Annotated in this window: 18 protein-coding genes and 6 tRNA genes; 18 read left to right on the top strand and 6 right to left on the bottom strand. The window is 59.4% G+C overall.

The genetic code is table 11. The features are described from left to right. Positions 1-4: 4 nt before the first annotated feature. On the bottom strand, positions 5-1471 hold the full coding sequence (gene dacB, locus BFC21_RS25115) for a D-alanyl-D-alanine carboxypeptidase/D-alanyl-D-alanine-endopeptidase (protein WP_088379243.1): 1467 nt from the start codon (positions 1469-1471) through the stop codon (positions 5-7). 233 nt (positions 1472-1704) lie between these two features. Here dacB and BFC21_RS25120 point away from each other — a divergent pair, with 233 nt between their 5' ends. Next, positions 1705-2049 (top strand): YggL family protein, encoded by a 345-nt coding sequence (locus BFC21_RS25120; RefSeq protein WP_016779918.1) that lies wholly within the window; start codon positions 1705-1707, stop codon positions 2047-2049. Positions 2050-2281: 232 nt separating this feature from the next. On the opposite strand, the gene BFC21_RS25125 is transcribed toward BFC21_RS25120, so the two are convergent. After that, the gene (locus BFC21_RS25125; protein WP_083369820.1) at positions 2282-3040 is read right to left on the bottom strand and encodes a hypothetical protein; all 759 of its coding nucleotides are present in this window, start codon (positions 3038-3040) and stop codon (positions 2282-2284) included. A gap of 332 nt (positions 3041-3372) precedes the next feature. Here BFC21_RS25125 and BFC21_RS25130 point away from each other — a divergent pair. The 13 genes from BFC21_RS25130 to BFC21_RS25190 all read left to right on the top strand — a co-directional run bounded on the left by BFC21_RS25130 (position 3373) and on the right by BFC21_RS25190 (position 14221). Then, positions 3373-3448: transfer RNA gene (locus tag BFC21_RS25130), tRNA-Glu, on the top strand. 2 nt (positions 3449-3450) lie between these two features. Further along, positions 3451-3526 (top strand) — tRNA-Gly (locus tag BFC21_RS25135). Positions 3527-3627: 101 nt separating this feature from the next. Then, a tRNA-Glu gene (locus BFC21_RS25140) sits at positions 3628-3703 on the top strand. A gap of 5 nt (positions 3704-3708) precedes the next feature. Beyond that, positions 3709-3784, top strand: a tRNA-Gly gene (locus BFC21_RS25145). A gap of 101 nt (positions 3785-3885) precedes the next feature. Then, positions 3886-3961, top strand: a tRNA-Glu gene (locus BFC21_RS25150). Between the two features lie 5 nt (positions 3962-3966). Continuing rightward, positions 3967-4042, top strand: a tRNA-Gly gene (locus BFC21_RS25155). A gap of 187 nt (positions 4043-4229) precedes the next feature. After that, on the top strand, positions 4230-5171 hold the full coding sequence (locus BFC21_RS25160) for a fatty acid desaturase (RefSeq protein WP_088379244.1): 942 nt from the start codon (positions 4230-4232) through the stop codon (positions 5169-5171). An 18-nt stretch (positions 5172-5189) separates the two neighbouring features. Continuing rightward, positions 5190-5981 (top strand): phosphate/phosphite/phosphonate ABC transporter substrate-binding protein, encoded by a 792-nt coding sequence (locus BFC21_RS25165; RefSeq protein ID WP_120266599.1) that lies wholly within the window; start codon positions 5190-5192, stop codon positions 5979-5981. A gap of 130 nt (positions 5982-6111) precedes the next feature. Further along, positions 6112-6651 carry a sigma-70 family RNA polymerase sigma factor gene (locus BFC21_RS25170; RefSeq protein ID WP_095005475.1) on the top strand — a complete coding sequence of 180 codons (540 nt, stop codon included), beginning with the start codon at positions 6112-6114 and terminating at the stop codon, positions 6649-6651. Further along, positions 6648-7667 carry an ABC transporter substrate-binding protein gene (locus BFC21_RS25175; protein ID WP_088379247.1) on the top strand — a complete coding sequence of 340 codons (1020 nt, stop codon included), beginning with the start codon at positions 6648-6650 and terminating at the stop codon, positions 7665-7667. Before BFC21_RS25170 ends, BFC21_RS25175 begins: the two co-directional genes overlap by 4 nt. A 21-nt stretch (positions 7668-7688) precedes the next feature. Then, positions 7689-8540 (top strand): proline/glycine betaine ABC transporter permease, encoded by an 852-nt coding sequence (locus BFC21_RS25180; RefSeq protein ID WP_088379248.1) that lies wholly within the window; start codon positions 7689-7691, stop codon positions 8538-8540. Continuing rightward, positions 8537-9358 (top strand): glycine betaine/L-proline ABC transporter ATP-binding protein, encoded by an 822-nt coding sequence (locus tag BFC21_RS25185; protein ID WP_016779925.1) that lies wholly within the window; start codon positions 8537-8539, stop codon positions 9356-9358. Before BFC21_RS25180 ends, BFC21_RS25185 begins: the two co-directional genes overlap by 4 nt. 108 nt (positions 9359-9466) lie before the next feature. Next, the gene (locus tag BFC21_RS25190) at positions 9467-14221 is read left to right on the top strand and encodes a dermonecrotic toxin domain-containing protein (protein WP_120266600.1); all 4755 of its coding nucleotides are present in this window, start codon (positions 9467-9469) and stop codon (positions 14219-14221) included. Here BFC21_RS25190 and BFC21_RS25195 read toward each other — a convergent pair. Beyond that, a complete protein-coding gene (locus BFC21_RS25195; protein ID WP_095005480.1) occupies positions 14206-14832 on the bottom strand; it encodes a hypothetical protein in 627 nt (208 codons plus the stop codon). The two genes, BFC21_RS25190 and BFC21_RS25195, sit on opposite strands and share 16 nt — an antisense overlap. Before the next feature lie 89 nt (positions 14833-14921). Between BFC21_RS25195 and BFC21_RS25200 the strand changes: the two genes are divergently transcribed. Further along, positions 14922-15872, top strand: coding sequence for a LysR family transcriptional regulator (locus BFC21_RS25200; protein ID WP_120266748.1), 951 nt, complete (start codon positions 14922-14924; stop codon positions 15870-15872). Positions 15873-16123: 251 nt separating this feature from the next. Here the strand turns inward: BFC21_RS25200 and BFC21_RS25205 are convergent, their stop codons facing one another. Together BFC21_RS25205 and BFC21_RS25210 are read right to left on the bottom strand one after the other, a co-directional pair. Continuing rightward, on the bottom strand, positions 16124-16540 hold the full coding sequence (locus BFC21_RS25205; protein WP_083369822.1) for a PA2817 family protein: 417 nt from the start codon (positions 16538-16540) through the stop codon (positions 16124-16126). A gap of 63 nt (positions 16541-16603) precedes the next feature. Beyond that, positions 16604-19051: an acyl-CoA dehydrogenase gene (locus tag BFC21_RS25210; protein WP_120266601.1), complete on the bottom strand. Its 2448-nt coding sequence runs from the start codon at positions 19049-19051 to the stop codon at positions 16604-16606. A 152-nt stretch (positions 19052-19203) separates the two neighbouring features. Between BFC21_RS25210 and BFC21_RS25215 the strand changes: the two genes are divergently transcribed. The 3 genes from BFC21_RS25215 (at position 19204) to BFC21_RS25225 (ending at position 21672) form a co-directional block, all read left to right on the top strand. Then, positions 19204-19830, top strand: a complete 627-nt coding sequence (locus tag BFC21_RS25215) for a glutathione S-transferase (RefSeq protein WP_088379253.1) — start codon at positions 19204-19206, stop codon at positions 19828-19830. A 133-nt stretch (positions 19831-19963) separates the two neighbouring features. After that, the gene (locus tag BFC21_RS25220; protein WP_095005482.1) at positions 19964-20896 is read left to right on the top strand and encodes an ABC transporter ATP-binding protein; all 933 of its coding nucleotides are present in this window, start codon (positions 19964-19966) and stop codon (positions 20894-20896) included. Beyond that, on the top strand, positions 20893-21672 hold the full coding sequence (locus BFC21_RS25225; RefSeq protein ID WP_016779932.1) for an ABC transporter permease: 780 nt from the start codon (positions 20893-20895) through the stop codon (positions 21670-21672). Before BFC21_RS25220 ends, BFC21_RS25225 begins: the two co-directional genes overlap by 4 nt. A 45-nt stretch (positions 21673-21717) precedes the next feature. On the opposite strand, the gene BFC21_RS25230 is transcribed toward BFC21_RS25225, so the two are convergent. After that, a complete protein-coding gene (locus tag BFC21_RS25230; RefSeq protein WP_016779933.1) occupies positions 21718-22233 on the bottom strand; it encodes a DUF2062 domain-containing protein in 516 nt (171 codons plus the stop codon). Positions 22234-22275: the final 42 nt, after the last annotated feature.

A 22275-nucleotide genomic window follows, 5' to 3' on the forward strand; every position in this document is an offset into this window, starting at 1 on the left:
TGCCCTACTGGGCGATGGATACCGCGCTGTTAGGGACTTGCGGCTGGCGATACAGGTCGAGCAGCACCTGGTCGAGAATTGCCGAGGCACCCCACGGGCGAGGGTCGTTGAGGATGGCGACCACTGCCCAGGTGTTGCCGTTGCTGTCGCGGCTAAAACCGGAAATGGCCCGCACGGTATTCAACGTGCCGGTCTTGATATGCGCCTGGCCGTTCATGGCCGTGGTTTTCAGGCGTTTGCGCATGGTGCCGTCCTTGCCGGCAATGGGCATGGAGCTGATGAACTCGGCAGCGTAGGGGCTTTTCCAGGCTGCCTGGAGCATTTGCGCCATTTCCCGTGCGCTGACACGCTCAGCCCGCGACAGTCCGGAGCCGTTTTCCATGACCAGGTGCGGCGCAGTGATGCCTTTTTTCGCCAGCCACTGGCGCACTACGCGCTGTGCGGCCTTGGCGTCGTCACCGTCGGCGTCATTGCGAAACTGCGCGCCCAGGCTCAGGAACAACTGCTGGGCCATGGTGTTGTTACTGTACTTGTTGATGTCGCGAATGATCTCGGCCAGGTCAGGCGAGAACGCGCGTGCCAGCAACTTGGCACCTTTTGGCACGCTGGCCTGGCGGTCCTGGCCCTGGATGCTGCCACCCAGCTCTTTCCAGATGGCGCGCACGGCACCTGCGGTGTAGGTCGCGTGATCAAGCAAGGACAGATAAGTCTGCGAGTTGCAGCCATCAGCCAGTTGCCCGCTGACGGTGACAATCACCGAGCCGTCTGCTTGTGTGACCGGGTTATAGCGCACATCGCCGGTGCATTGCTTGGCGTTGACGGCTTTGACCTGGTTATCGATCTTGATGCTGGCAATCGGTGGTTCAACCGAGATCAGGACTTTGCCGCCATCGTTGCGGGCCACGAAGCGCAAGGCCTTGAGGTTGACCATCAACGAGTCGGGCTTGACCAGGAAGGGCTTGTTCTTGTCATTGCCGTCATCGTTGAACACCGGCAGTTGCGGCTGATTGAAAAAGTTGCGATCGAGCACCAGGTCGCCGGTGATCTGTTGCACGCCATTGGCGCGCAGATCGCGCATCAATAGCCAGAGCTTTTCCATGTTGAGCTTGGGGTCGCCGCCGCCCTTGAGGTACAGGTTGCCTTGCAGAATGCCGTTGTTGAGCGTGCCGTCAGTATAGAACTCGGTTTTCCACTGGTGGGTCGGGCCGAGCATTTCCAGGGCCGCGTAGGTGGTCACCAGTTTCATGGTGGAGGCCGGGTTCATGGACACGTCGGCGTTGTAAACGGTTGGAATGCCGGGGCCGCTGAGGGGCAGCAGCACTAGCGACAAGGCGTCGTCGCCCAGCTTGTTGGTTTTGAGCGCTTGCTGAACTTTTGGTGTGAGGGTGGTATTGACGGGGGCGGCGTTGGCGCCGAAAGCCAGTGGCAGGAAAAAGCTGGCGAGAAGCAGTGGCCGTAAAGATTTGATCATATGAAGTAAAACCCTGCAGGCGAGGGGGAAAAATACGAGGGCATGATGAAAAGTTCCCTCAATGGTCATAAAAGTGTTGGCATTATGCCCCAAGGTTGTCGGGCTTGTGCATCCACCTGTTACAGGGTTTGGTGGATAAAGTATAGAAAACGATGAACCGTTCACACGGAACCGGGCGCCGGGCGGCCGAAGCTGCTAAAGTGCCGCCCGTTATTACTTAAGAGGATTGTTCAATGGCTACTAATCGTTCCCAGCGTCTGCGCAAAAAACTGTGCGTTGATGAATTTCAGGAGTTGGGTTTTGAGCTGAACCTGGATTTCAAAGAAGACCTGTCGGAAGAGGCTATCGATGCATTCCTGGCAGCTTTCCTGGCAGAAGCCATGGAAGCCAACGGTCTGGGTTATGTTGGCGGCGACGACTACGGTCTGGTTTGCCTGCAGAAGCGCGGCTCGGTCAGCGAAGAACAGCGTGCAGCTGTTGAAGCCTGGCTCAAGGCGCGTCCAGAGCTGACCACCGTTGAAGTCAGCCCGCTGCTGGACGTGTGGTACCCGGAAAAAGAAATCAATCCGGTAGCCTGACGTCAAACGCAAAGGCAGCCCGCGCGGCTGCCTTTGTGTGTTACGCCCTCTGACCCGTCCCGGGTCTTGATTCGAATTTCTAAGTCTCAGTGCCGCGTATGTTCGTGCGATTTGCCGTGGGCGTCATGTTGTGGGGTCGGGCTTGCATCGCGATGCAGGCAGCGCGGTCTCCAGGGAGTACCCGATGATGCCATCGCGAGCAAGCCCGCTCCCACCTCTTGATATGAGGGGCTCAGTCGTAAATCGACTTCTTTTTCCAGTCCGCATCGGCTTCGTCGGTTTTCAAGCCTTCAGTCAGCTCGTTCACTTCGCCTGTGTTCGGCGCAAGTGCGCTTTGCACCTGGGCGTCGGCGCGGGCCAGCTGTGCTTCAAAGTCCTTCAGCGGGGCGTTGTACATGGCCGGCACCGGCTGTTTGCGCAAATACTGCACGGCGCGCTCGAAAGCCAGGCGGGCCTGGGCTGGCTGGTTTTTCTGTAAGGCCAGCTTGCCCAGGTTGTTGAAGAACTCGATATGCACCACCACCAGCAAGTGGCGAATCTCTTTAAGCCATTGCTTGGCTTCATTAGTAGGCAGAAAACCATCTTGCGCAGCACGGGTAATCTGGCCGTGCAGGGTTTCCAGCAAGAAGCGCACGTCCTTGGCCTTGGCCTCGCTCATGATGGGGTTGGGCGGGTTGTTGACCGGGATCGACTCGCCTTTGCCAATCAAGCCCGTGAGTTCGGCCACTTGCGCCTTCAAGTCGGCGCTGGATTTGTGCAGCAGTAACAGACGCTGCAGGGCGTTGAGTTCCAGGCGCGTGATCAGCAGTTTGAGGGCAGGGGACATCAGTTGCCCGGGAAACGTTTCGTTGACCTCGCTGCAGCGGCGCACGCGGTCATTGAGTTCGACCTTGAGGCGGGCCTTCTCCAGTTTGTTGTTTTCCACTACATGGTTGATGTAGACGATGGCGATCAATAGTGCGATCCCGGCGACGACAAGCAGGGCGATCATGGAGGGCGTCAACGTTAAAACCTCTTCTGGTTGTGGGTGCGCTGTCTCGGTGAGGTCGGGTCGCCTGGGTATATAGAGAGGCTGAAGATCGACGGGCAGCAAACTGCCATCACTGAGGTTGGGCAATCATAACCCCTTGTAGGGTGCCGGAATATAGGCGTCAGGAGCTTGGCTTGAGACTCCGTAGGAAAACGCCTTAATAGGGGGGAAGTCATTGATTTCAATATATTTTCATATTGGGGTTGACGACCTTCCAATCCATCCCTAGAATGCGCGCCAATTGCAGCGTAAAGCAAACAGCCAAACGCTTGTAACCAGTGAAGTTGTAGTGTGTCCCCTTCGTCTAGTGGCCTAGGACACCGCCCTTTCACGGCGGTAACAGGGGTTCGAGTCCCCTAGGGGACGCCATTGCGGGAATAGCTCAGTTGGTAGAGCACGACCTTGCCAAGGTCGGGGTCGCGAGTTCGAGTCTCGTTTCCCGCTCCATTTTTAAGCAGCTTTGCTTTCGGGCGAAGTTGAGTGAAAGCCAAGAGACTAACATTTGTTAGTGATCTGGCACTGAAATGTACGTGTGCATTTCGGGCAACGTCCCCTTCGTCTAGTGGCCTAGGACACCGCCCTTTCACGGCGGTAACAGGGGTTCGAGTCCCCTAGGGGACGCCATTATTGCGGGAATAGCTCAGTTGGTAGAGCACGACCTTGCCAAGGTCGGGGTCGCGAGTTCGAGTCTCGTTTCCCGCTCCATTTTTAAGCAGCTTTGCTCTCGGGCGAAGTTGAGTGAAAGCCAAGAGACTAACGTTTGTTAGTGATCTGGCACTGAAATGTACGTGTGCATTTCGGGCAACGTCCCCTTCGTCTAGTGGCCTAGGACACCGCCCTTTCACGGCGGTAACAGGGGTTCGAGTCCCCTAGGGGACGCCATTATTGCGGGAATAGCTCAGTTGGTAGAGCACGACCTTGCCAAGGTCGGGGTCGCGAGTTCGAGTCTCGTTTCCCGCTCCAAATTTTGTTTTTTGGAGCTACGCAGTTGCAAAAAACACTCAGAAAGCAGCCTTAGGGCTGCTTTTTGCGTTTCCGGGTTTTGCTTTTCTGGCTCCACGTAAACGCTTCTAAGCTGATAACCAATCGATCTGCAAGAAAACCCCGGCTGGCGCCACACAAGAATTCAAACCTGATTTGAGTTCTTCAGATGTCGTATTACTTCGATAGCTCCCAGCAAAGGGACATCCAGGCCTTGTCCCGTACCTTCACCGGTCGAACCCAGTGGCCTACCTGGTTTTTGCTGCTTGCCGTACCCGCTGCCTGGTTCGCCTTGCTGCTGGGCAGCCCGCTGCTCGGCGCGGGCTGGACGATTGTGCTGCTGATCCCGGTGGTGGTGCTGTGGATGTCGGTGCAGCACGAACTGCTGCACGGCCATCCCACCCGTTTCAATGGCCTTAACAAAGTGCTGGGCTACGCCCCTTTTGCCCTGTGGTATCCCTACACCCTGTATCGCGACAGCCATTTGCAGCATCACCGCGATCATGACCTGACCCTTCCCGGGGTCGACCCCGAAAGCCGCTATTTGACTCAGGCTCACTGGCAAGGCAGTTCGAAACTGTTGCGCGGTCTGCTCTGGCTGAACAAAACGGTGCCCGGACGCTTGCTGGTGGGGCCGCCCCTGGCGTTGTACGGCATGGCCAAAGAAGAGCTGCAGCGCCTGCGCCGTGGCGACCGGCAAGCCTGGTGCATGTGGCTGACCCACGGTTTTTTCACCCTGCTGATGTTTGCCTTTATTGCGTACTGCAGCGAACTGGCCGTTTGGCAGTATGTGTTTCTGGTCACCGTACCGGTTTTGTCAGTGGGCATGGTCCGTTCCTTTTATGAGCACCGTCCCGCAGCCCGGTCGGAACAGCGAACGGTACTCAATGAAGCCGGTTGGCCCTGGACCTGGCTGTTCCTGAACCTCAATTTGCATCTGGTACACCATGATTTACCGAGTTTGCCGTGGTTTTACCTGCCCAGGGTCTATCGGGCGCGGCGCGCGCAGTGGCAGCAACGCAGTGGTGGCTTTTTGGTGCAAGGCTACGGTGAGCTGATTCGTCGTCACGCGGTGCAGGCGATTGATAGCCCGCAGCATCCGTTCAGTTAATTTCAGTAGGTGCCTTCCATGTCTGGCCGTTATGCCGAATTGGCAATGTATGTAGCCCCCCAGCAAGTCAGCCAGGCCAATGAGCAGTGGCTGACTCGTATTCTCGAGCTGTTGCAGCAACCGCGTGGCGATGCCCGGGGCCTGGATTCACTGGCGCTGTGGCGGTCTGCGCACCTGTTGCTCAGCCAGACCTGCGGCTACCCGCTGTTGACCCAGTTGCGCGGGCAGGTGCAAGTGATCGGTCGCCCGCAGTACGAATGGCCCGACAGCAGTGGCGGTGAGCATTGCAGTGTGATTGTCAGCCGTGATGCAGACCCGCGCCGCGATCTGGGCGCTTTTGAGGGCAGCCGCGGGGTGATCAATGATCTGCACTCCAACAGCGGCATGAATCTGTTGCGCCATCGTCTTGCGCCCCTGCAGCGCGGCGGGCGTTTTTTTGCTTCAGTGGCCGTCAGCGGCGCGCACCGGCAAAGCCTGCGCTGGGTGCGTGAAGGCTGGGCAGACCTGGCCGCCATCGACAGCGTGACCTTTGCCTACCTGGCCCGTTATGCGCCGGCAGAAGTTGCCGGGCTGCGGGTTGTGGCGCGTACGGCCTCCAGCCCGACATTGCCTTACATCACTGCGCTCAATGCCGGGCCTGAGAGCGCTGAGCGGATTCGCCAGGCAATGAATACTGCCTTGCAGCAATTACCCGAGGTCGCTGCAACCCTGGGGCTGCGGGAAGTTTTACCCGCCAGTGAAGCTGATTATCAGAAGGTTCTCGATTATCGGCAGGAAGCGGCGGAGTTCGGGTATGAAGTCTTGCAGTAGGGGATTTATGTTTAATAGCTGAAACGAATAACCAAATGTTTTTTTAGTATTTAAATTGCATAAAACCATTTGCTAGCATCGCCGCACCGGATCACCGGACATACCGTTCTACTTACTTTCTGGAGCCCCTATGTCCGGCGCCGACTTCGCTCACCGCGATCATGTGAGCCAGCTTTATCGCACCCACTATTTGTGGCTGCATGCACGTTTGTGCCGTTACCTCGATTCCAGCAGCTACGCTGAAGACATTGCAGCCGATACGTTTGCCCAGCTTTTAAGTGCGCCTCAAAGCCTGGTCATTCGTGAACCGCGTGCGTTGTTGACGACTATCGCCCGGCGTTTGATCTTTCAACTGTGGCGTCGCCGGGATGTGGAACGGGCCTATCTGATGAGCGTGCAACAGCAAGAACCCCTGCATTCACCCTCGCCAGAAACACTGGCTCAGGCCCTCCAGGCCCTGCAGGTGATTGACGCCCGGCTCGATGGTTTGCCCGACAAGGTCAAGGAAACCTTCGTGCTGTCACGGGTCAATGGCCTGACCTACCCCGAAATTGCCCAACAACTGGGCATTTCCCAACGCAGCGTCAGTGACTACATGGTTCGCGCCCTCAAGCGCTGCGCCATCGCGCAACCCTCCAACCGCCCCTCCATAACAAGAGAATCCCCATGAATAACTTGAAAAAATGGCTCGGTGGTCCGCTGTTGGCCGTGGCCCTTGTCGCTCAGCCAGTACTGGCCGAGCAGAAAACCCCGGTTCACTTCGGTGACATCACCTGGGAAAGCGGCAGCCTGATTACCGAAGTGCTGCGCCTGATTACCGAAAAAGGCTACGACGTGGCCACGGACACACTGCCCGGCAGTACGGTCAGCCTGGAAGCCGCCCTGGCTAAAAACGATATCCAGGTGATTGGAGAAGAGTGGGCAGGGCGCAGCCCAGTGTGGATCAAGGCCGAAGCCGAGGGCAAGGTGCAGGGGCTGGGCGATATCGTCAAGAACGCCAGCGAGGGCTGGTGGGTGCCGGAATATGTGATCAAGGGCGACCCGGAAAAAGGCATCAAGCCAATGGCGCCGGATTTGAAGTCAGTCAACGATCTGGCGCGCTACAAAGATGTTTTTCGTGATCAGGAAGATCCGTCTCGCGGTCGCTTCCTGAACAGTCCTACTGGCTGGACCTCTGAAATCGTCAATAGCCAGAAGCTCAAGGCCTACGGCCTGGACAAGGACTTCGTGAACTTCCGTACCGGCTCCGGCGCGGCGCTGGATGCCGAGGTCAGTTCATCAATCAAGCGTGGCAAACCGGTGTTGTTCTACTACTGGTCGCCCACCCCGCTGATTGGCCGTTACAAACTGATCAAGCTCGAAGAGCCTGCCTTTGATGCCGAAGCCTGGAAAACCCTGGCCGATGTCAATAACCCCAACCCCAAGGGCACCCGTTCGTTGCCGGCGAAACTGGCCATCGGCGTGTCGACGCCGTTCAGCCAGCAATACCCGCAACTGGTCGAGTTCTACCAGAAGGTCGATTTCCCCATCGATCTGCTGAACACCACCCTGGCGCAGATGAGCGAAAAACGCACCGAGCCGCGCAAGGCCGCGCAGGCCTTTTTACGTGAGCAACCGCAAATCTGGCACGCCTGGGTCACCCCGGAAGCTGCGGCCAAGGTCGATGCGGCGCTTAAAGCGAATTAACCTCTTGAACACGAGCACTGCATGTTTCCTGACAATCTGACGTTTTCCATCGCAGGATGGGTCAATGACGGGGTTGATGCGCTGGTCAGCAACTATGGCGATGTGTTTCGGCACATCTCCGACACCTTGCTGTGGGCCATCGTCAACCTTGAAAACCTGCTGCGCCTGACCCCCTGGTGGCTGATGCTGGCCATCGTCGGGGTGATCGCCTGGCATGCCACGCGCAAAGTCGTCAGCACCTTGCTGATCGTCGGCCTGCTGTTTCTGGTCGGGGCTGTCGGCCTGTGGGACAAGCTGATGCAGACCCTGGCGCTGATGCTGGTGGCCACGTTGATTTCGGTGCTGCTGGGCGTCCCCCTGGGGATTCTGGCCGCCCGCAACAACCGCCTGCGCTCGCTGCTGATGCCGCTGCTGGACATCATGCAGACCATGCCCAGCTTCGTGTACTTGATCCCGGTGCTGATGCTGTTTGGCCTGGGCAAGGTGCCAGCGATTTTTGCCACGGTGATCTATGCCGTGCCGCCGCTGATCCGCCTGACCGACCTGGGCCTGCGCCAGGTTGACCGCGAGGTCATGGAGGCCATCAACGCCTTTGGCGCCACGCCTTGGCAGCAGCTGTTCGGCGTGCAATTGCCGCTGGCGATGCCAAGCATCATGGCCGGGATCAACCAGACCACCATGATGGCACTGTCGATGGTGGTGATTGTCTCGATGATCGGCGCCCGAGGCCTGGGCGAGGATGTGCTGGTGGGCATTCAGACCCTCAACGTGGGCAAAGGCCTGGAGGCCGGGCTGGCGATCGTGATTCTGGCGGTGGTCATCGACCGTATTACCCAGGCCTATGGCCGCCCGCGGCACGGGGATCAGAAATGAGCGTCAACAAAATAGAAGTGCGCAACGTGTTCAAGGTGTTCGGCAATCGTGAGAAAGACGTGCTGGCCATGATCCGCGCCGGCAAGAGCAAGGAGCAGGTGCTGGCCGAAACCGGCTGCGTGGTAGGCATCAACGATTTGTCGCTGTCGATCGCGGCCGGGGAGGTGTTCGTCATCATGGGCTTGTCCGGTTCGGGCAAGTCCACGCTGGTGCGTCATCTCAATCGCCTGATCGACCCCAGCAGCGGGCAGATCCTGGTGGACGGTGAAGACATCCTGGAATACGACATGCCGGCCCTGCGCCATTTTCGCCGGCACAAGATCAGCATGGTGTTTCAGAACTTTGGCCTGTTGCCGCACCGCAACGTGCTGGATAACGTCGCCTATGGTTTGAAAGTGCGCGGCGAGAGCACGGCGCAATGCCAGGCGCGGGCCCGCCACTGGATTACAGTGGTCGGCCTGCAGGGGTACGAGCAGGCCTTTATTCATCAGCTGTCGGGCGGCATGCGCCAGCGTGTCGGCCTGGCGCGGGCATTGGCCACCGACACCGATATTATCCTGATGGACGAGGCCTTCAGCGCCCTGGACCCGTTGATCCGCGCCGAGATGCAGGACCAGTTGCTCGAACTGCAGCGTACCCTGCAAAAAACCATCGTGTTTATCACCCATGACCTGGACGAGGCATTGCGCATCGGCAATCGCATCGCCGTGCTCAAGGATGGCCAGTTGATCCAGGTGGGCACCCCCCACGAGATCCTGCATGCGCCGGCGGATGATTACGTCGACCGCTTTGTCCAGCGTCGGCGCACCAGCGCCTAGCGATATCCTGATACCGCACGCAGTGCGGGTTTGTTGCGTTCAATCAGGCAATCCGGTTCTGCCCTGCACGGGCAGGGCCCTGTCTGCCATCCAACGCGATGAACTGCCATGCCAACACTTTCGACCACTCCCGACTCACTGGTTCGTCACGCGGTTCTGGGCAATTTTGCGGCCCCCGATTTTGCCCGGCGCCCGACCTTTCAAAATGTTGCGGCCCTCTGCTTCAAACAGGCCCTGCTGGAGAAGTACCCGGCCCTGAGCGTGGACTTTACTCAACTGGCCATTGCCGAACCCGTGGCAAGCACCGATAGCTCCGGCATGCCCCGGGGTTATCGTTTTGGGCACCCTGTGGATGCGATGATCCGCAGTTTTATCAACTCGACGCCGGTTACCCTGATCCAGGGCGTGCATCGCCTGACGGTCGATCCCAACCGGCTCGCTCCCCATCCGTTGGCCGTGGGCATGGCCGAGCTGCAGGCCATTATCAACGACCATGCGCCGATGTTGATCAGGGCCTACCAGCAGGCGCTGGCCGAATTCTGGAGTGACAGCCCTGACCGTTCGCTGCCCCCCCTGCAGTGGTTGCGGCGGGTGTTGCAGGCGGCCCTGAAAAGCGCCGCCGAGGCTCAGGATCGTACGCCCTCGATGCCTGCCGAGCAGTCGGTGGCGCTGGCGGTGGTGGCGGCGTTCCCCGACAGGCAGGACCGGGCCCGAGGGACCGTGGAAACCCCGCTGAAAGCCTGGCTGGTGAATATTGACGGTAGCCATAACGATGCGCGGCAACGCTTCCAGTTGCCGGGCGTGATGCTGGTGACCCGGCAAATGCCCGATCGCCTGATTGTGCTGGGTTACTCCCTGGAACATGGCGTCGAGCTGTTCGCTTCGGTGCAAGCGTTTGCAACCTGTATGGTTACCCGCGTATTGCAAGACACGGCCCTGCGCTCCCTGAGCTGGAGCCTGCATGAGCCTGAAGGGGATTTTTTCACCGCGCTTGGCATCACCCTGCTCGATGAGCAGTTGCGTGACATTGCCCGCATAGGGGCTGATGCCCAGGCCGAAAAATACACGGTCGCGCGCCTGGAGCAGGCGCTGGACGAGGCGGGCAGGATGTTCCCGTTTTTCAGCCCCCGGGAGCGCCCCGAACTGCAGCGGGTGATGGCGGTATTGCCCGACTGGCTGAAGCAGGCCAGCCCGGCAGACCAGTTGGCCTGCAGCAAGCTGATTGGCGCCGAGGTTGCCTGGCAGCGCCAGACCCGGGGCCAGACGTTTCTCGAGGGCATCGTGGCCATGCCGGAGTATGCCGAGGGGCTTATCCGCCAGCGCATCGAGCAAGACCACCCGCAATCAGGGCTCGATATCACACAGATCGAGATCCATGACATCGGCGTCGAGAATTTGCAGTTGCCCATCTTCACCGACGATGTGCTGCCCTTCGCCGAGTTTGTCCTGACCTACCGGGGTGGTTGGCCTGTCGGCCTGATCGGGGCCAGGCTGCGCTCGGGCGAAGCCGTGCCCGATTGGTTGAATGGTGCCTATGTAAAAAACCTGGTGGATGAACTGGATGTGGGCAGCCGCTATATCGCGCTGCTGAAAAACCTGCTGGTGGACAACGAGGCCGAGGTGACGCGGCGCAAGGGGCTGTTCGCCTCGCAATTGCAGGTGCAATTGCCGTTGTTTGCCCTGGAGCGAAAAATCAGGGGGCAAGCCGGTTTTACCCAGCAGGGCGTAGACATCTTGAGCCGGTTGATGGCCCCCGGCGGGCAGCACCCGGCCAGCGCTGGCGATGTGTGCGTGCGCCCCCTGGGGTTTCATGCCTATGAAGGGGCGGGCGTTGACACGGTGGCGAACATGTTTGTGTTGGGCGCGCGGCAGACTGGCACAGGCCCCTTTATTCTCTACCGGCCTTTCTCGCTCGAACCGTTGCTGGAGTTCGCCAGTTGGGCCATTTTGATGGCGGCGATCAAACAGCCCGGCGACCTGCAGGAAAGCATACTGACCTGGCTGGACGATGATGCCCGCGGCTATTACGCCGACGGCGGCTTTGAGCGCCCGCATCTGGAAGGTGTGCTGCATGAAGGCATTTTGGCCATGTTACCGCGCAGCCCGGCGACCCTCGGCACCCAGAGGGTGGTGGGTGATTATTTCGAGGCCATGTTCGATGCCAATGCCAGTGCCTTGATGACCTTGGCCGACAAGCAGACCGTCTCGACCGCCGAGCGACGCTGGATCTTGCTTAAACGCTATGGCTGGAGCCTGTTCAACGGACTGACATTTTTCCTCAGCGGGCCCCTGCAGAAAGCCGCCTGGCTGTTCCAGACCCTGCTGAGCCTGGACAGCGGCCTGCAGGCGCGAATCAATGGCGACAAGCAAGGGGTGCAACAAACCCTGATCGACCTGCTGTTCAATATCAGCCAGGCCCTTCTGCATGCCGGCCTGAACTTCAAGGCCCAGGCCAACGAGCGCCAGCGCCTGCAAGCGCCGGTCGACGAGCCCCTGTTCAGCATCGCTAAACCACAGCCCCCACGGGCGGTAGAACCCCATATCGCCTCGGTACTTGCGCAAAAAAAACTGCCTGACCTCGATGGCCGTGCTGCCCGGGATTTTTCAGCGCTGGATTTCTCCTGGTTTGGTACGCAACAACGCCTGAGCCAGACGCAGCAGGCGAGCTTGAACACGTTCGCCCTGGCCATTGACTTGAGCCAGGGCACGCCCATTGAAGTCGGCCCGTTACAAGGGGTGATCAACCATGAAGGCAAGTCGTATGTGCAGGTCGACGGGCGCACCTACCGCGTTGCTCGCGACGCCGATGGTGTGGTGATTCAGGACGACAACCAGCCGACCAGATTCGGCCCGCGCCTGCGCAGCGATGAGGTCGGGCAGTGGCGCCTGGACCTGCGTCTGGGGTTGCGCGGCGGGGGGCCGAAAAAGGCCATCCAGGCATTGCGCGAAAAAAGGGCGCAGAAACTCGCCGCCCTTGAACAACAGGCCGGGGAGCTGGATGTTGAACTGCACAGGCGTGAGCGTGTGCTCAAGATCACTGAAGACTTGATGGGCAAATACCCGGAGCGGCACGCGGCATTGGTTGATCGCTATGAGGCAGAGATCGATGCATGGCGCACTACGGTGCTGGAATTGATCGCGGTGAAAACCCGCTCCCACGACATCACTCCCGTGGAGGGTTTTGCCATGAAAACCCAGGAGACCTGGGTGCAACTCACTTTGCGCCTGTTCAAGCTGCAGAACTACCTGGAAGAAACGCTCAATCTCCTGCCGGTCTGCAACTCCAGGCCTTCTTACATTCCGGACCTGCTGGAGATGATGGCCGAGATATCCCGTGGCTCAACGCTGCCTTATGCGCGCTGGATCGAGGATTTGAAGCAGGCCGAGCAGGTAGAGGCCCGGCTGTATAAAAACTCCTTGCGCGAGAGCCAGGCCCTGACTGAGGTCAAGCGTCGGCCGTTGCCCAAGGAGAGCTCGCTGCTGGAAATCGCGAGGCAACCTGACGGCGACTATTTTGATCGCCACTGGGCGGCGGCCTACCTGGAAACCCTCTGCGAGCTGGTTATCCGCCGTGATGCATTCAACCTTAGCCCCGAAGAGCAGCACGCGTTTGACCTCTTCGGCCAAGGGACACTGATAGACACCGCCTGGTCGCAATTGAGCCTGCGCCGCGAGGGGACGCTATATAGCAGCGATCATCTGGATTTTTTTGACCGCACCATTGGCCAGTACGATGCTGCCGAAGGGGTATGCCGAAACATCATAAGCCTTGGCTCAGAGCATTTTCGCAATGAGTACCTGCCGGAAATCATCCGTGTGATGGGTGACCTCAAAAACTTTGCAGAAGATCAGATGCAGAACGTTATTCGTGACTCGGAAAGCTCGTCTTCCGAAGCTGAAGAGCCAGTGCCCGGGCCCAGTCGTGTCTTCAGTCTGTCGAAGGCCAGTAACGCTTCCGCCCAAGGCACCCAGCAAATCATCAAGACCACCCGCAACGTGACCCTGGTAGGGCAGCGCCGGCCTCCGTCCTCCACTTCCGAAGGTTCGGATGAAGAGATTGTCGATGTGACCGAGGGTATCGACAGCATGAAAATCCGCTCCTACCGCAAAACCCAGGCCGGGGACTGGGAAGAAATCGGCAGCATCCGGCCATCGACCCAGCAGGCTTCCCAGGCCAGGCCCCTGGCCGGGCTGCAGGCGGAGGCGCGCAAATTGCTGGAGCGTCTGTCGGATGTGATCACGCAGAACAGGGCCAGTGCCAATACGTCCAAGATCCCGGTGGAAATCGAGGAAATCCTCGACTTCAAGGCCCGCGCGCTGGACGAAGTGGGGCAGCAGATCGAAAAAATCGTGCTGGCGTCCAACCATAATGTCGAGGTTCTGGACCCGCAGCGCAAAACCGCCGCCCTGGCGCAAATAGCCGAGCTCAAGGCGGCGGCTGGCAGATTACGCACGGAGGGTCGCAGCCTGCGTATCAACATCATCAAGCGGCTGCCACCTACCGGGGCCAATGTCGAGTACTTGCTGGCCCAGGGGGAGGTGAGCATTGTCCGTGTGGGGCAGCGCCGGCATTTGTCCCGGGGCCAGCGCAAGGACTACCTGGATGAATATGCCATCAAGGCCCGTGACGGGGCCGAGCTGTGGTTTGCCCATTTTCATTACAAGGCCAAGGACACCCCCGTTGCTGAGTTCGAAGTGGCCCATTTGAAAACCGCCCAGCAGCGCACCTTGAGTGAGCAGGCGCTGTACGCCCGGGCGCAAAGCTCCCATGAATATATCGAGGTGTATCGGGCCAAGCTGGACCGGGCAATGGCGCTACGGCTGTTTTTACCAACCCCTGGGGGGGCTCAGTCCAGCGTGTAGCGAACAGACAGCACGCCCTTTTTCTGGCTGACGGACAGTACGTTGACGGCACCTAGCTCGGCCAGGGATCGCACATGGGTGCCGCCGCACGGGTAACCCGGCAATTCGCCGAAACTGACGGCGCGTTGTTGAGTGGCAAGGTGTACATGCCTTGGCAGATCGGCGCCGATCCACTGTGCCAGCGCGTGCTGCACGGCTTCTGCTTCAATGGGGTGCGGCTGGTCGCCGGGTACAAAGCTGACCCGGCACTCGCCTGGCCAGTGGTGCGCCCTGGTTGGCACCCAGCCCAGTTGTTCGCCGTAAACACCAATCAAATGCCCGGCCGAATGCAGGCGGGCATTGAGCTGGCGGCGCGCTTCGTCGACCCGGGCCTGCGCCTTGCCTGTGGTCACAGGGTGGGTGGTGTAGTGCACGATGGATTCCTGCTCCTGCATGACCCGAGTGACCTGGCTGTCGCCGATCCAGCCAGTGTCGCTGGGTTGCCCGCCGCCCTGGGGGTGAAAGGGGGTGGCGGCCAGGGTGACGGCGAACCCGTCTTCATGGGGTACACAGTGGGTAACGTCAACGTCGCAGTTCAGCGCATCGTCGGTAAAAAAAAGGCGTTGGGTCATGGCTGTGTTCCTGAACGGGTTTCTTTTTTCAGTATAGGGGTGCGCTTGTGGTGTGATAATCCTCTCAACTATCAATGGACCTGTGCGCTGTGAGCATAAATCTACCTGTGACGTTGCTGGCTGAAATGGTGGTGTTTGTGAAGGTGGTCGAGGCCGGCAGCTTTTCCGCAGCTGCGCGCCAGCTGGGTAGCTCACCCTCGGCGGTGAGCCGCAGCATTGCCCGGCTGGAAAAGGCCCTGGCGATTCGCCTGTTGCAACGCACCACGCGCAAACTGCGCCTGAGCGATGCTGGTGAAGAAGTCTTCAGGCGCTGCCGCGAGATGGCGGGCGCGGCCCAGGCGGTGATGGACCTGAGCGGGCGATTCACCCGGGAAGCTGAAGGCTTGATTCGCGTCAGCGTGCCCAAGGCGGTGGGGCGCTATGTGATTCATCCGCATATGCCCGAATTCTTGCGTCGGTATCCCAAGGTCGATGTGCAATTGATTCTGGAAGACCGCTATGTCGACCTGATCGATGACAACGTTGACCTGAGCATTCGTATCACCGACGAGCCGCCGCCGGGGCTGGTGGGGCGTGAACTGTTCCCGATCGAGCATTTGCTCTGTGCCACGCCGCAGTATCTGGCTGAGCAGGGGGTGCCGCAGCAGCCCGAGGACCTGCGCGAGCACAGTTGTATTGTGCTGGGGGAAACCCCGGCCGATGCGCGCTGGAAATTCAGGCAGGGGAGCAAATCGGTGGCCGTGGGCGTGCGCGGGCGTTATGCGGCCAACCACACCGGGGTGCGACTGGATGCGGTATTGCAGGGTATCGGTATTGGCAGCCTGCCGTATTTCACTGCCCGGCAGGCGCTGGAAGAAGGGAGGGTGATTCAGGTGCTGCCCGAGTGGGATTTTATTGCGTCTTACCACGGCGGCGTATGGTTGCTGCAGGCCCCGACGCGCTACCTGCCGCCCAAATTGCGGGTGTTTATCGACTTTCTGGTGGAGCGGCTGGCGCAGGAACCGACGCTGGGGATGTGGCGTAAAAATCCGCAAACATAACCTGTTGCAAATACTCTGTAGTCGCTGAGGAGCGGAGCGAGGCTGCGATCGAGTGCGAAGCAGTCGTGATTCAGGCACCTCAGTGGTTCAGGCGGAAAAGGGGACTCAAGATTTACGAGCGCTTCGTCGCAGTGGCGCACCATCTCGATCGCAGCCTCGCTCCGCTCCTCAGCGACTACGTTTTTTGGCTTTTCAAAGGTTAAAAAAAGCCCGCTAGGCATGACCGGGCGGGCTTTTGGATTGGATCGGGATCAGTGCTGCGGGCTGTCTTGGGTGGTCGGCAGCGCCATCAGTTGTTTTTCCTGATTCCAGTCGAACGGTTCATCGTTCAGTTCGGCTTCATGACGACGCTCTTCCAGAGCCTGGTACATGTCCAGTTCTTCATCCGAGAGGAAGTTGAAGCATGCACCGCCGAAGTACCACAGCAGGTCACGCGGCACCAGGTGGGCGATCTGCGGGTAGCGTTCGATCACCTGACACATGATGTCCTGGCCCAGGTACTGGCTGTTGATCGGGTCAACCGGCAGCGAGCTGCGCATGTCGTCAAAACGCTCCAGGAACAGCGCGTGGCTTTCCTCGGGGATCTGCTCAGCGTCACCGACAGCAACCAGGATGCTGCGCAGAATGTCGAGCAACACTAGGTTGTGGTTCAGGTCATTGGTGGCCATTGCGGGTGTCCTCTTGGGCAAAACGGGCGCGAGAGTATAAAGCTCATCGCGCTCGCTGTCCTGCTATCGAATCTTTCCGTCTGTGTGGCTGAGTTCTTCCTTGCTGAAGTCATCCACGTCGATCACTTTGCGCCGTGCCGCTTCGGCATCGCGTAGGGTTTGAGCTTCGGCCGGTTGCAGGACGCCAGCCTGCAATGCGGCCTCGATGGCCGGTTCGCCCGCGGCCGGTTTGACCTGGCCGCTTTTCAGCGCCTCGTGGAGTTTTTTGTGCAGTGGCCGCGCCTCGGCCAGCAGGTCGCAGGCCTGTTGCAGGGCGCCCACGGCATCGTCCGCCGATTGCGGGCGATAGCAACCGGCAAGTACCGCTTCGAGGGTCGGATCACCCTTGGCGCGGCCCAGTACGGCAGCCACTTCGGCATCCAGGCGGTCCGATGGCCCGGTATGACGACGGCCGAACGGGAACACCACGACCCGTAGCAGGCAGCCCAGGGCACGGTTGGGGAAGTTTTTCAGCAGTTCGTCCAGAGCACGCTCGGCCTGGCCCAGGCTTTCTTCCATGGCCCACTTGAACAGCGGGTCAAGGTGCGCAGGTGAGTCCAGGTCGTGATAACGCTTGAGCGCGGCGCTGGCCAGGTACATATGGCTCAGCACATCACCCAGGCGCGCCGACAGACGCTCACGGCGTTTGAGTTCGCCACCCAGCAGCATCATGCTCAGGTCGGCCAGCAGGGCAAAGGCTGCGGCCTGACGGTTCAGGGCGCGGAAGTAACCCTGGCTCAGGGCGTTGCCAGGGACATGCTCGAAACGCCCAAGACCCAGGTTCAGGACGAACGTGCTGGCCTTGTTGCTGATCGCAAAACCGATGTGCTTGAGCAGCAAGTCGTCAAACTCGATCAGCGCCTGGTCCTTGTCTTCACGGCTGGCGAGGGCCATTTCCTTGAGGACAAAAGGATGGCAGCGAATGGCGCCCTGGCCGAAGATCATCAGGTTGCGCGAGAGGATATTCGCGCCCTCCACGGTGATGAAGATCGGCGCACCCTGCCAGTTGCGGCCCAGGTAGTTGTTGGGCCCCATGATGATGCCCTTGCCGCCATGCACGTCCATTGCGTGGCTGATGCACTCGCGGCCGCGTTCGGTCAGGTGGTATTTGAGAATCGCCGACAGCACCGAGGGTTTTTCTCCCAGGTCCACCGCGTTGGCGGTGAGCATGCGCGCGCTGTCCATCAGCCAGGCATTGCCGCCGATGCGTGCCAGAGCCTCCTGAATGCCTTCGAAGGCCGCCAGTGGCACATTGAACTGTTCGCGCACCTGAGCATACTGGCCGGTTACCAGGCTGGTGAACTTGGCGGCGCCGGTGCCTACGGCGGGCAAGGAAATCGAACGCCCTACCGACAGGCAGTTCATCAGCATCATCCAGCCCTTGCCGAGCATCTCCTGGCCGCCGATCAGGTAGTCGAGCGGGATAAATACGTCTTTGCCCGAGTTCGGCCCGTTCATAAAGGCTGCGCCCAGCGGCAGGTGGCGACGGCCGATTTCGACGCCGGGGGTGTCGGTGGGGATCAACGCCAGGCTGATGCCCAGGTCCTCGTTGTCACCCAGCAGGTGGTCCGGGTCATGAGCCTTGAACGCCAGCCCCAGCAGGGTGGCGACGGGGCCGAGGGTGATGTAGCGCTTTTCCCAGTTCAGGCGCAGGCCAAGCACTTCTTCGCCTTGCCACTGGCCCTTGCAGATAATCCCGGTATCGGGCATTGCGCCGGCATCGGAGCCGGCCAGCGGCCCGGTCAGGGCAAAGCAGGGGATGTCATCGCCACGGGCCAGACGGGGCAGGTAATGGTTGCGTTGTTCGTCGGTGCCGTAGTGCAGCAGCAATTCTGCCGGCCCGAGGGAGTTGGGCACCATTACGGTAGAGGCGAGGTCGCCGCTGCGGGTGGCCAGTTTCATTGCGACCTGGGAGTGGGCGTAGGCCGAGAAACCCTTGCCGCCGTAGGCCTTGGGGATGATCAGGGCGAAGAAACCATGTTCCTTGATATGCGCCCAGGCTTGTGGCGGCAAATCCATCGCCTGGCCGATCTCCCAGTCGCTGACCATTGCGCACAGTTCTTCGGTGGGGCCATCGATAAAGGCCTGCTCTTCTTCGGTCAGCTGGGCCTTGGGGTAAGCCAGCAACTGGTTCCAGTCGGGGCGGCCGCTGAACAGCTGGCCATCCCACCATACCGTGCCAGCATCGATGGCATCGCGTTCGGTTTGCGACATCGGCGGCAGGTTTTTTTGAAACCAGCTGAACAGTGGCGCAGTGAACAGTTTGCGCCGCAGGTCAGGCAACAGCAGCAGGGCCGTGGGCGCGGCCAGCAGCAACCAGAGGATTGCCAGCAGCCAGCCGGGGACATGGCCGATAACCCCCATCGCCAACAGATAAACCGCCGTCACGGCAATGATCGTCAGTGGGGCGATGCGCCGATGAGCCATATAGGCGAGGCCAACAATCAGAACCAGTATCCACAGCAACAGCATATTCAATCCTCCATGAAACCAAGGGGCAGGTACCCTTGTGAGCTTAGTCGCAACTTTCGCCAAGGGTTATAAGGATAGTGACCTTGCGTTGCAGACGGAGTTCGACAACCCGGCGTAGACTGCCCCGGCGTCTATCAATCAGGAGCCAGATCATGCTGAAAGTGTGGGGTCGCAAGAATTCGTCCAACGTGCGCAAGGCGTTGTGGTGTGTTGAAGAGCTGGCGTTGCCGTATAGCCGGGTAGAGGCGGGCGGCGCATTTGGCGTGGTCGACAGCCCTGAGTACCGGGCATTGAACCCCAATGGCCAGGTGCCGGTGATCGAAGAGGATGACGGCTTTGTGCTGTGGGAATCCAATACCATCGTGCGTTACCTGACGGCCCGATATGGCTCTGATACCTCCTGGTACCCGACCGATGCCCGTGTGCGGGCCCAGGCTGACAAGTGGATGGACTGGACCAGTACCTCCTTTGCCGGGGTGTTTCGCACCGTCTTCTGGGGTGTCTTGCGTACACCGGCCGAGCAGCAGGACTGGGTGGCAATCAACGCAGCCATCAAGGCCTGCGGCGAATTGCTAGCCATTGCCGATCGGGCGCTGGCGGAAAAACCCTACTTGTCCGGTGATGAAATCGGCATGGGCGATATCCCCTTGGGATCCTTTATTTACGCCTGGTTTGAAATGCCCATCGAACGCCCGCCCCTGCCGCATTTGAGTGCCTGGTATGAGCGCCTGAAGCAGCGTCCGGCTTACCGAAATGCAGTAATGACCGCGTTGACTTAATAGCCACTATTAATACGGGCGACTGTACTTGTGTGGCGAGGCCAAGCACCATAGGTCCTTGTCGGACTTGCCCTACAGGTAGTTCGCCCCTATTTATACCTCTCCTTTCCCCCATCTTGGTGCGTAATCCGATATGAGTTCCGCTCTGTCCATACGGCAGCTAACCAAAACCTACGGCAACGGTTTCCAGGCCCTGAGTGGTATCGATCTGGATGTAGCCGAAGGTGACTTTTTTGCCTTGCTGGGCCCTAACGGCGCCGGCAAATCCACCACCATCGGTATTCTCTCGACCTTGGTCAACAAGACCAGCGGCACGGTGAATATCTTTGGCCATGACCTTGATACCAACCCGGCAGCCCTCAAGCGCTCGATTGGCGTGGTACCGCAGGAATTCAACTTTAACCAGTTTGAAAAGACCTTCGATATCGTCGTCACCCAGGCGGGGTACTACGGCATCCCGGCGAAAATTGCCAAGGAACGTGCCGAAAAGTACCTGACGCAGTTGGGGCTCTGGGACAAGCGCGATACGCCTTCGCGTTCGTTGTCCGGTGGCATGAAGCGTCGCCTGATGATTGCCCGTGCCCTGGTGCACGAGCCGCGCCTGCTGATTCTCGACGAGCCGACTGCCGGTGTCGACATTGAGCTGCGCCGCTCGATGTGGACCTTCCTCACCGGGCTGAACGAGCAGGGCACCACCATTATCCTCACCACCCACTATCTGGAAGAGGCCGAGCAGCTGTGCCGCAATATCGGCATCATCGATCACGGTACCATTGTGGAAAACACCAGCATGCGCCAGTTGCTTGGCCAGCTGCATGTCGAGACCTTCCTGCTCGACTTGAAGAATCCGTTGCAGGCGCCCCCGCAACTGATCGGTTATCCCAGTCAGTTGCTCGATGCCACAACCCTGGAAGTGCAAGTGGACAAGGTGGTGGGCATTACCGGCCTGTTCACTCAACTGGCCGCGCAAAACATCGAAGTGGTGAGCCTGCGCAACAAAACCAATCGCCTTGAGGAGTTGTTCGTGTCGTTGGTCGAGAAAAATCTGGCAAAGGTGGCGGTATGAGCTCGGAGCTGCGTCCCAACCTGGTTGCGTTGAACACCATTATTTACCGTGAAGTTCGCCGCTTTATGCGGATCTGGCCGCAAACGCTGCTGCCGCCTGCGATCACGATGGTTTTGTACTTTGTGATCTTCGGTAACCTGATTGGTCGGCAAATCGGCGATATGGGTGGCTTCACCTATATGGAGTACATCGTGCCGGGCTTGATCATGATGTCGGTGATCACCAACTCCTACGGCAACGTGGTATCGAGCTTCTTTGGTGCCAAGTTCCAGCGTTCGATCGAAGAGCTGATGGTGTCCCCGGTCTCGCCGCATACCATCCTGATCGGTTTTACCGTGGGCGGGATCTTGCGTGGCCTGATCGTGGGCCTGATCGTAACCTTGCTGTCGCTGTTCTTTACCCACTTGCAGGTGCATCACCTGGGCCTGACCATTGTGGTGGTGGTACTGACCGCGACGATCTTCTCGTTGCTGGGGTTTATCAACGCCGTATTTGCGCGCAACTTCGATGATATTTCGATTATCCCGACTTTCGTGCTGACGCCGCTGACCTACCTGGGCGGGGTGTTCTACTCGATCACGCTGTTGCCGCCGTTCTGGCAGAGCGTGTCGCTGGCCAACCCGGTGCTGCATATGGTCAACGCCTTTCGCTACGGCATCCTCGGGGTTTCGGACATCAAGATCAGCGTAGCGCTGACCTTTATGGTGGTGGCGACCATCGTCCTGTACTTTGGCTGTGCCAGGCTGCTGGTCAGCGGGCGCGGGATGCGCCAGTAGTCACGATACCTGCTGCATGAAAAAGGCCCCGACGAGGGGCCTTTTTCATGGGTGCCGGTTTTTCCGGGCCTTCCATTTATGGCTGACCCACCAGCGCCAGTAGAGCATGGTCAGGCAATAGGCCAATGCGCCAAGCACCACGCCGCAAACCACCGAGCCCAACAGGAATGGCTGCCAGACCGTAGACAGCTGGCCGCTGATCCATTCCCAGGTCAGCTCGTCGGGCAGGGTGCGTGCCGGTACGTTCATCAGCCAGGCGCCGAGCTGGTAGGTGCAATAAAACACCGGCGGCATGGTGATGGGGTTGGTCAGCCATACCAGGCCCACGGATATCGGCATATTGCTGCGAACGTTTATCGCCAGAAACGCCGCCAGCAGCATTTGAAACGGCATGGGGATAAAGGCCGCGAAAATGCCTACAGCCATCGCCCGCGCCACTGAGTGACGATTGAGGTGCCAGAGGTTCGGGTCGTGGAGCAAGGTGCCCAAAAATCGTAAGGACTTGTGTTCCCTGATAAGGGCCGGATCTGGCATGAAACGTTTGATCAAACGCCGTGGCATGGGCCTCTCCCTGGGGCAAGGGGGCAGTATGCCCAAATTCGA

It is taken from the genome of Pseudomonas sp. TMW 2.1634 (assembly GCF_001703595.1).
GTDB classification, from domain to species: domain Bacteria; phylum Pseudomonadota; class Gammaproteobacteria; order Pseudomonadales; family Pseudomonadaceae; genus Aquipseudomonas; species Aquipseudomonas fragi.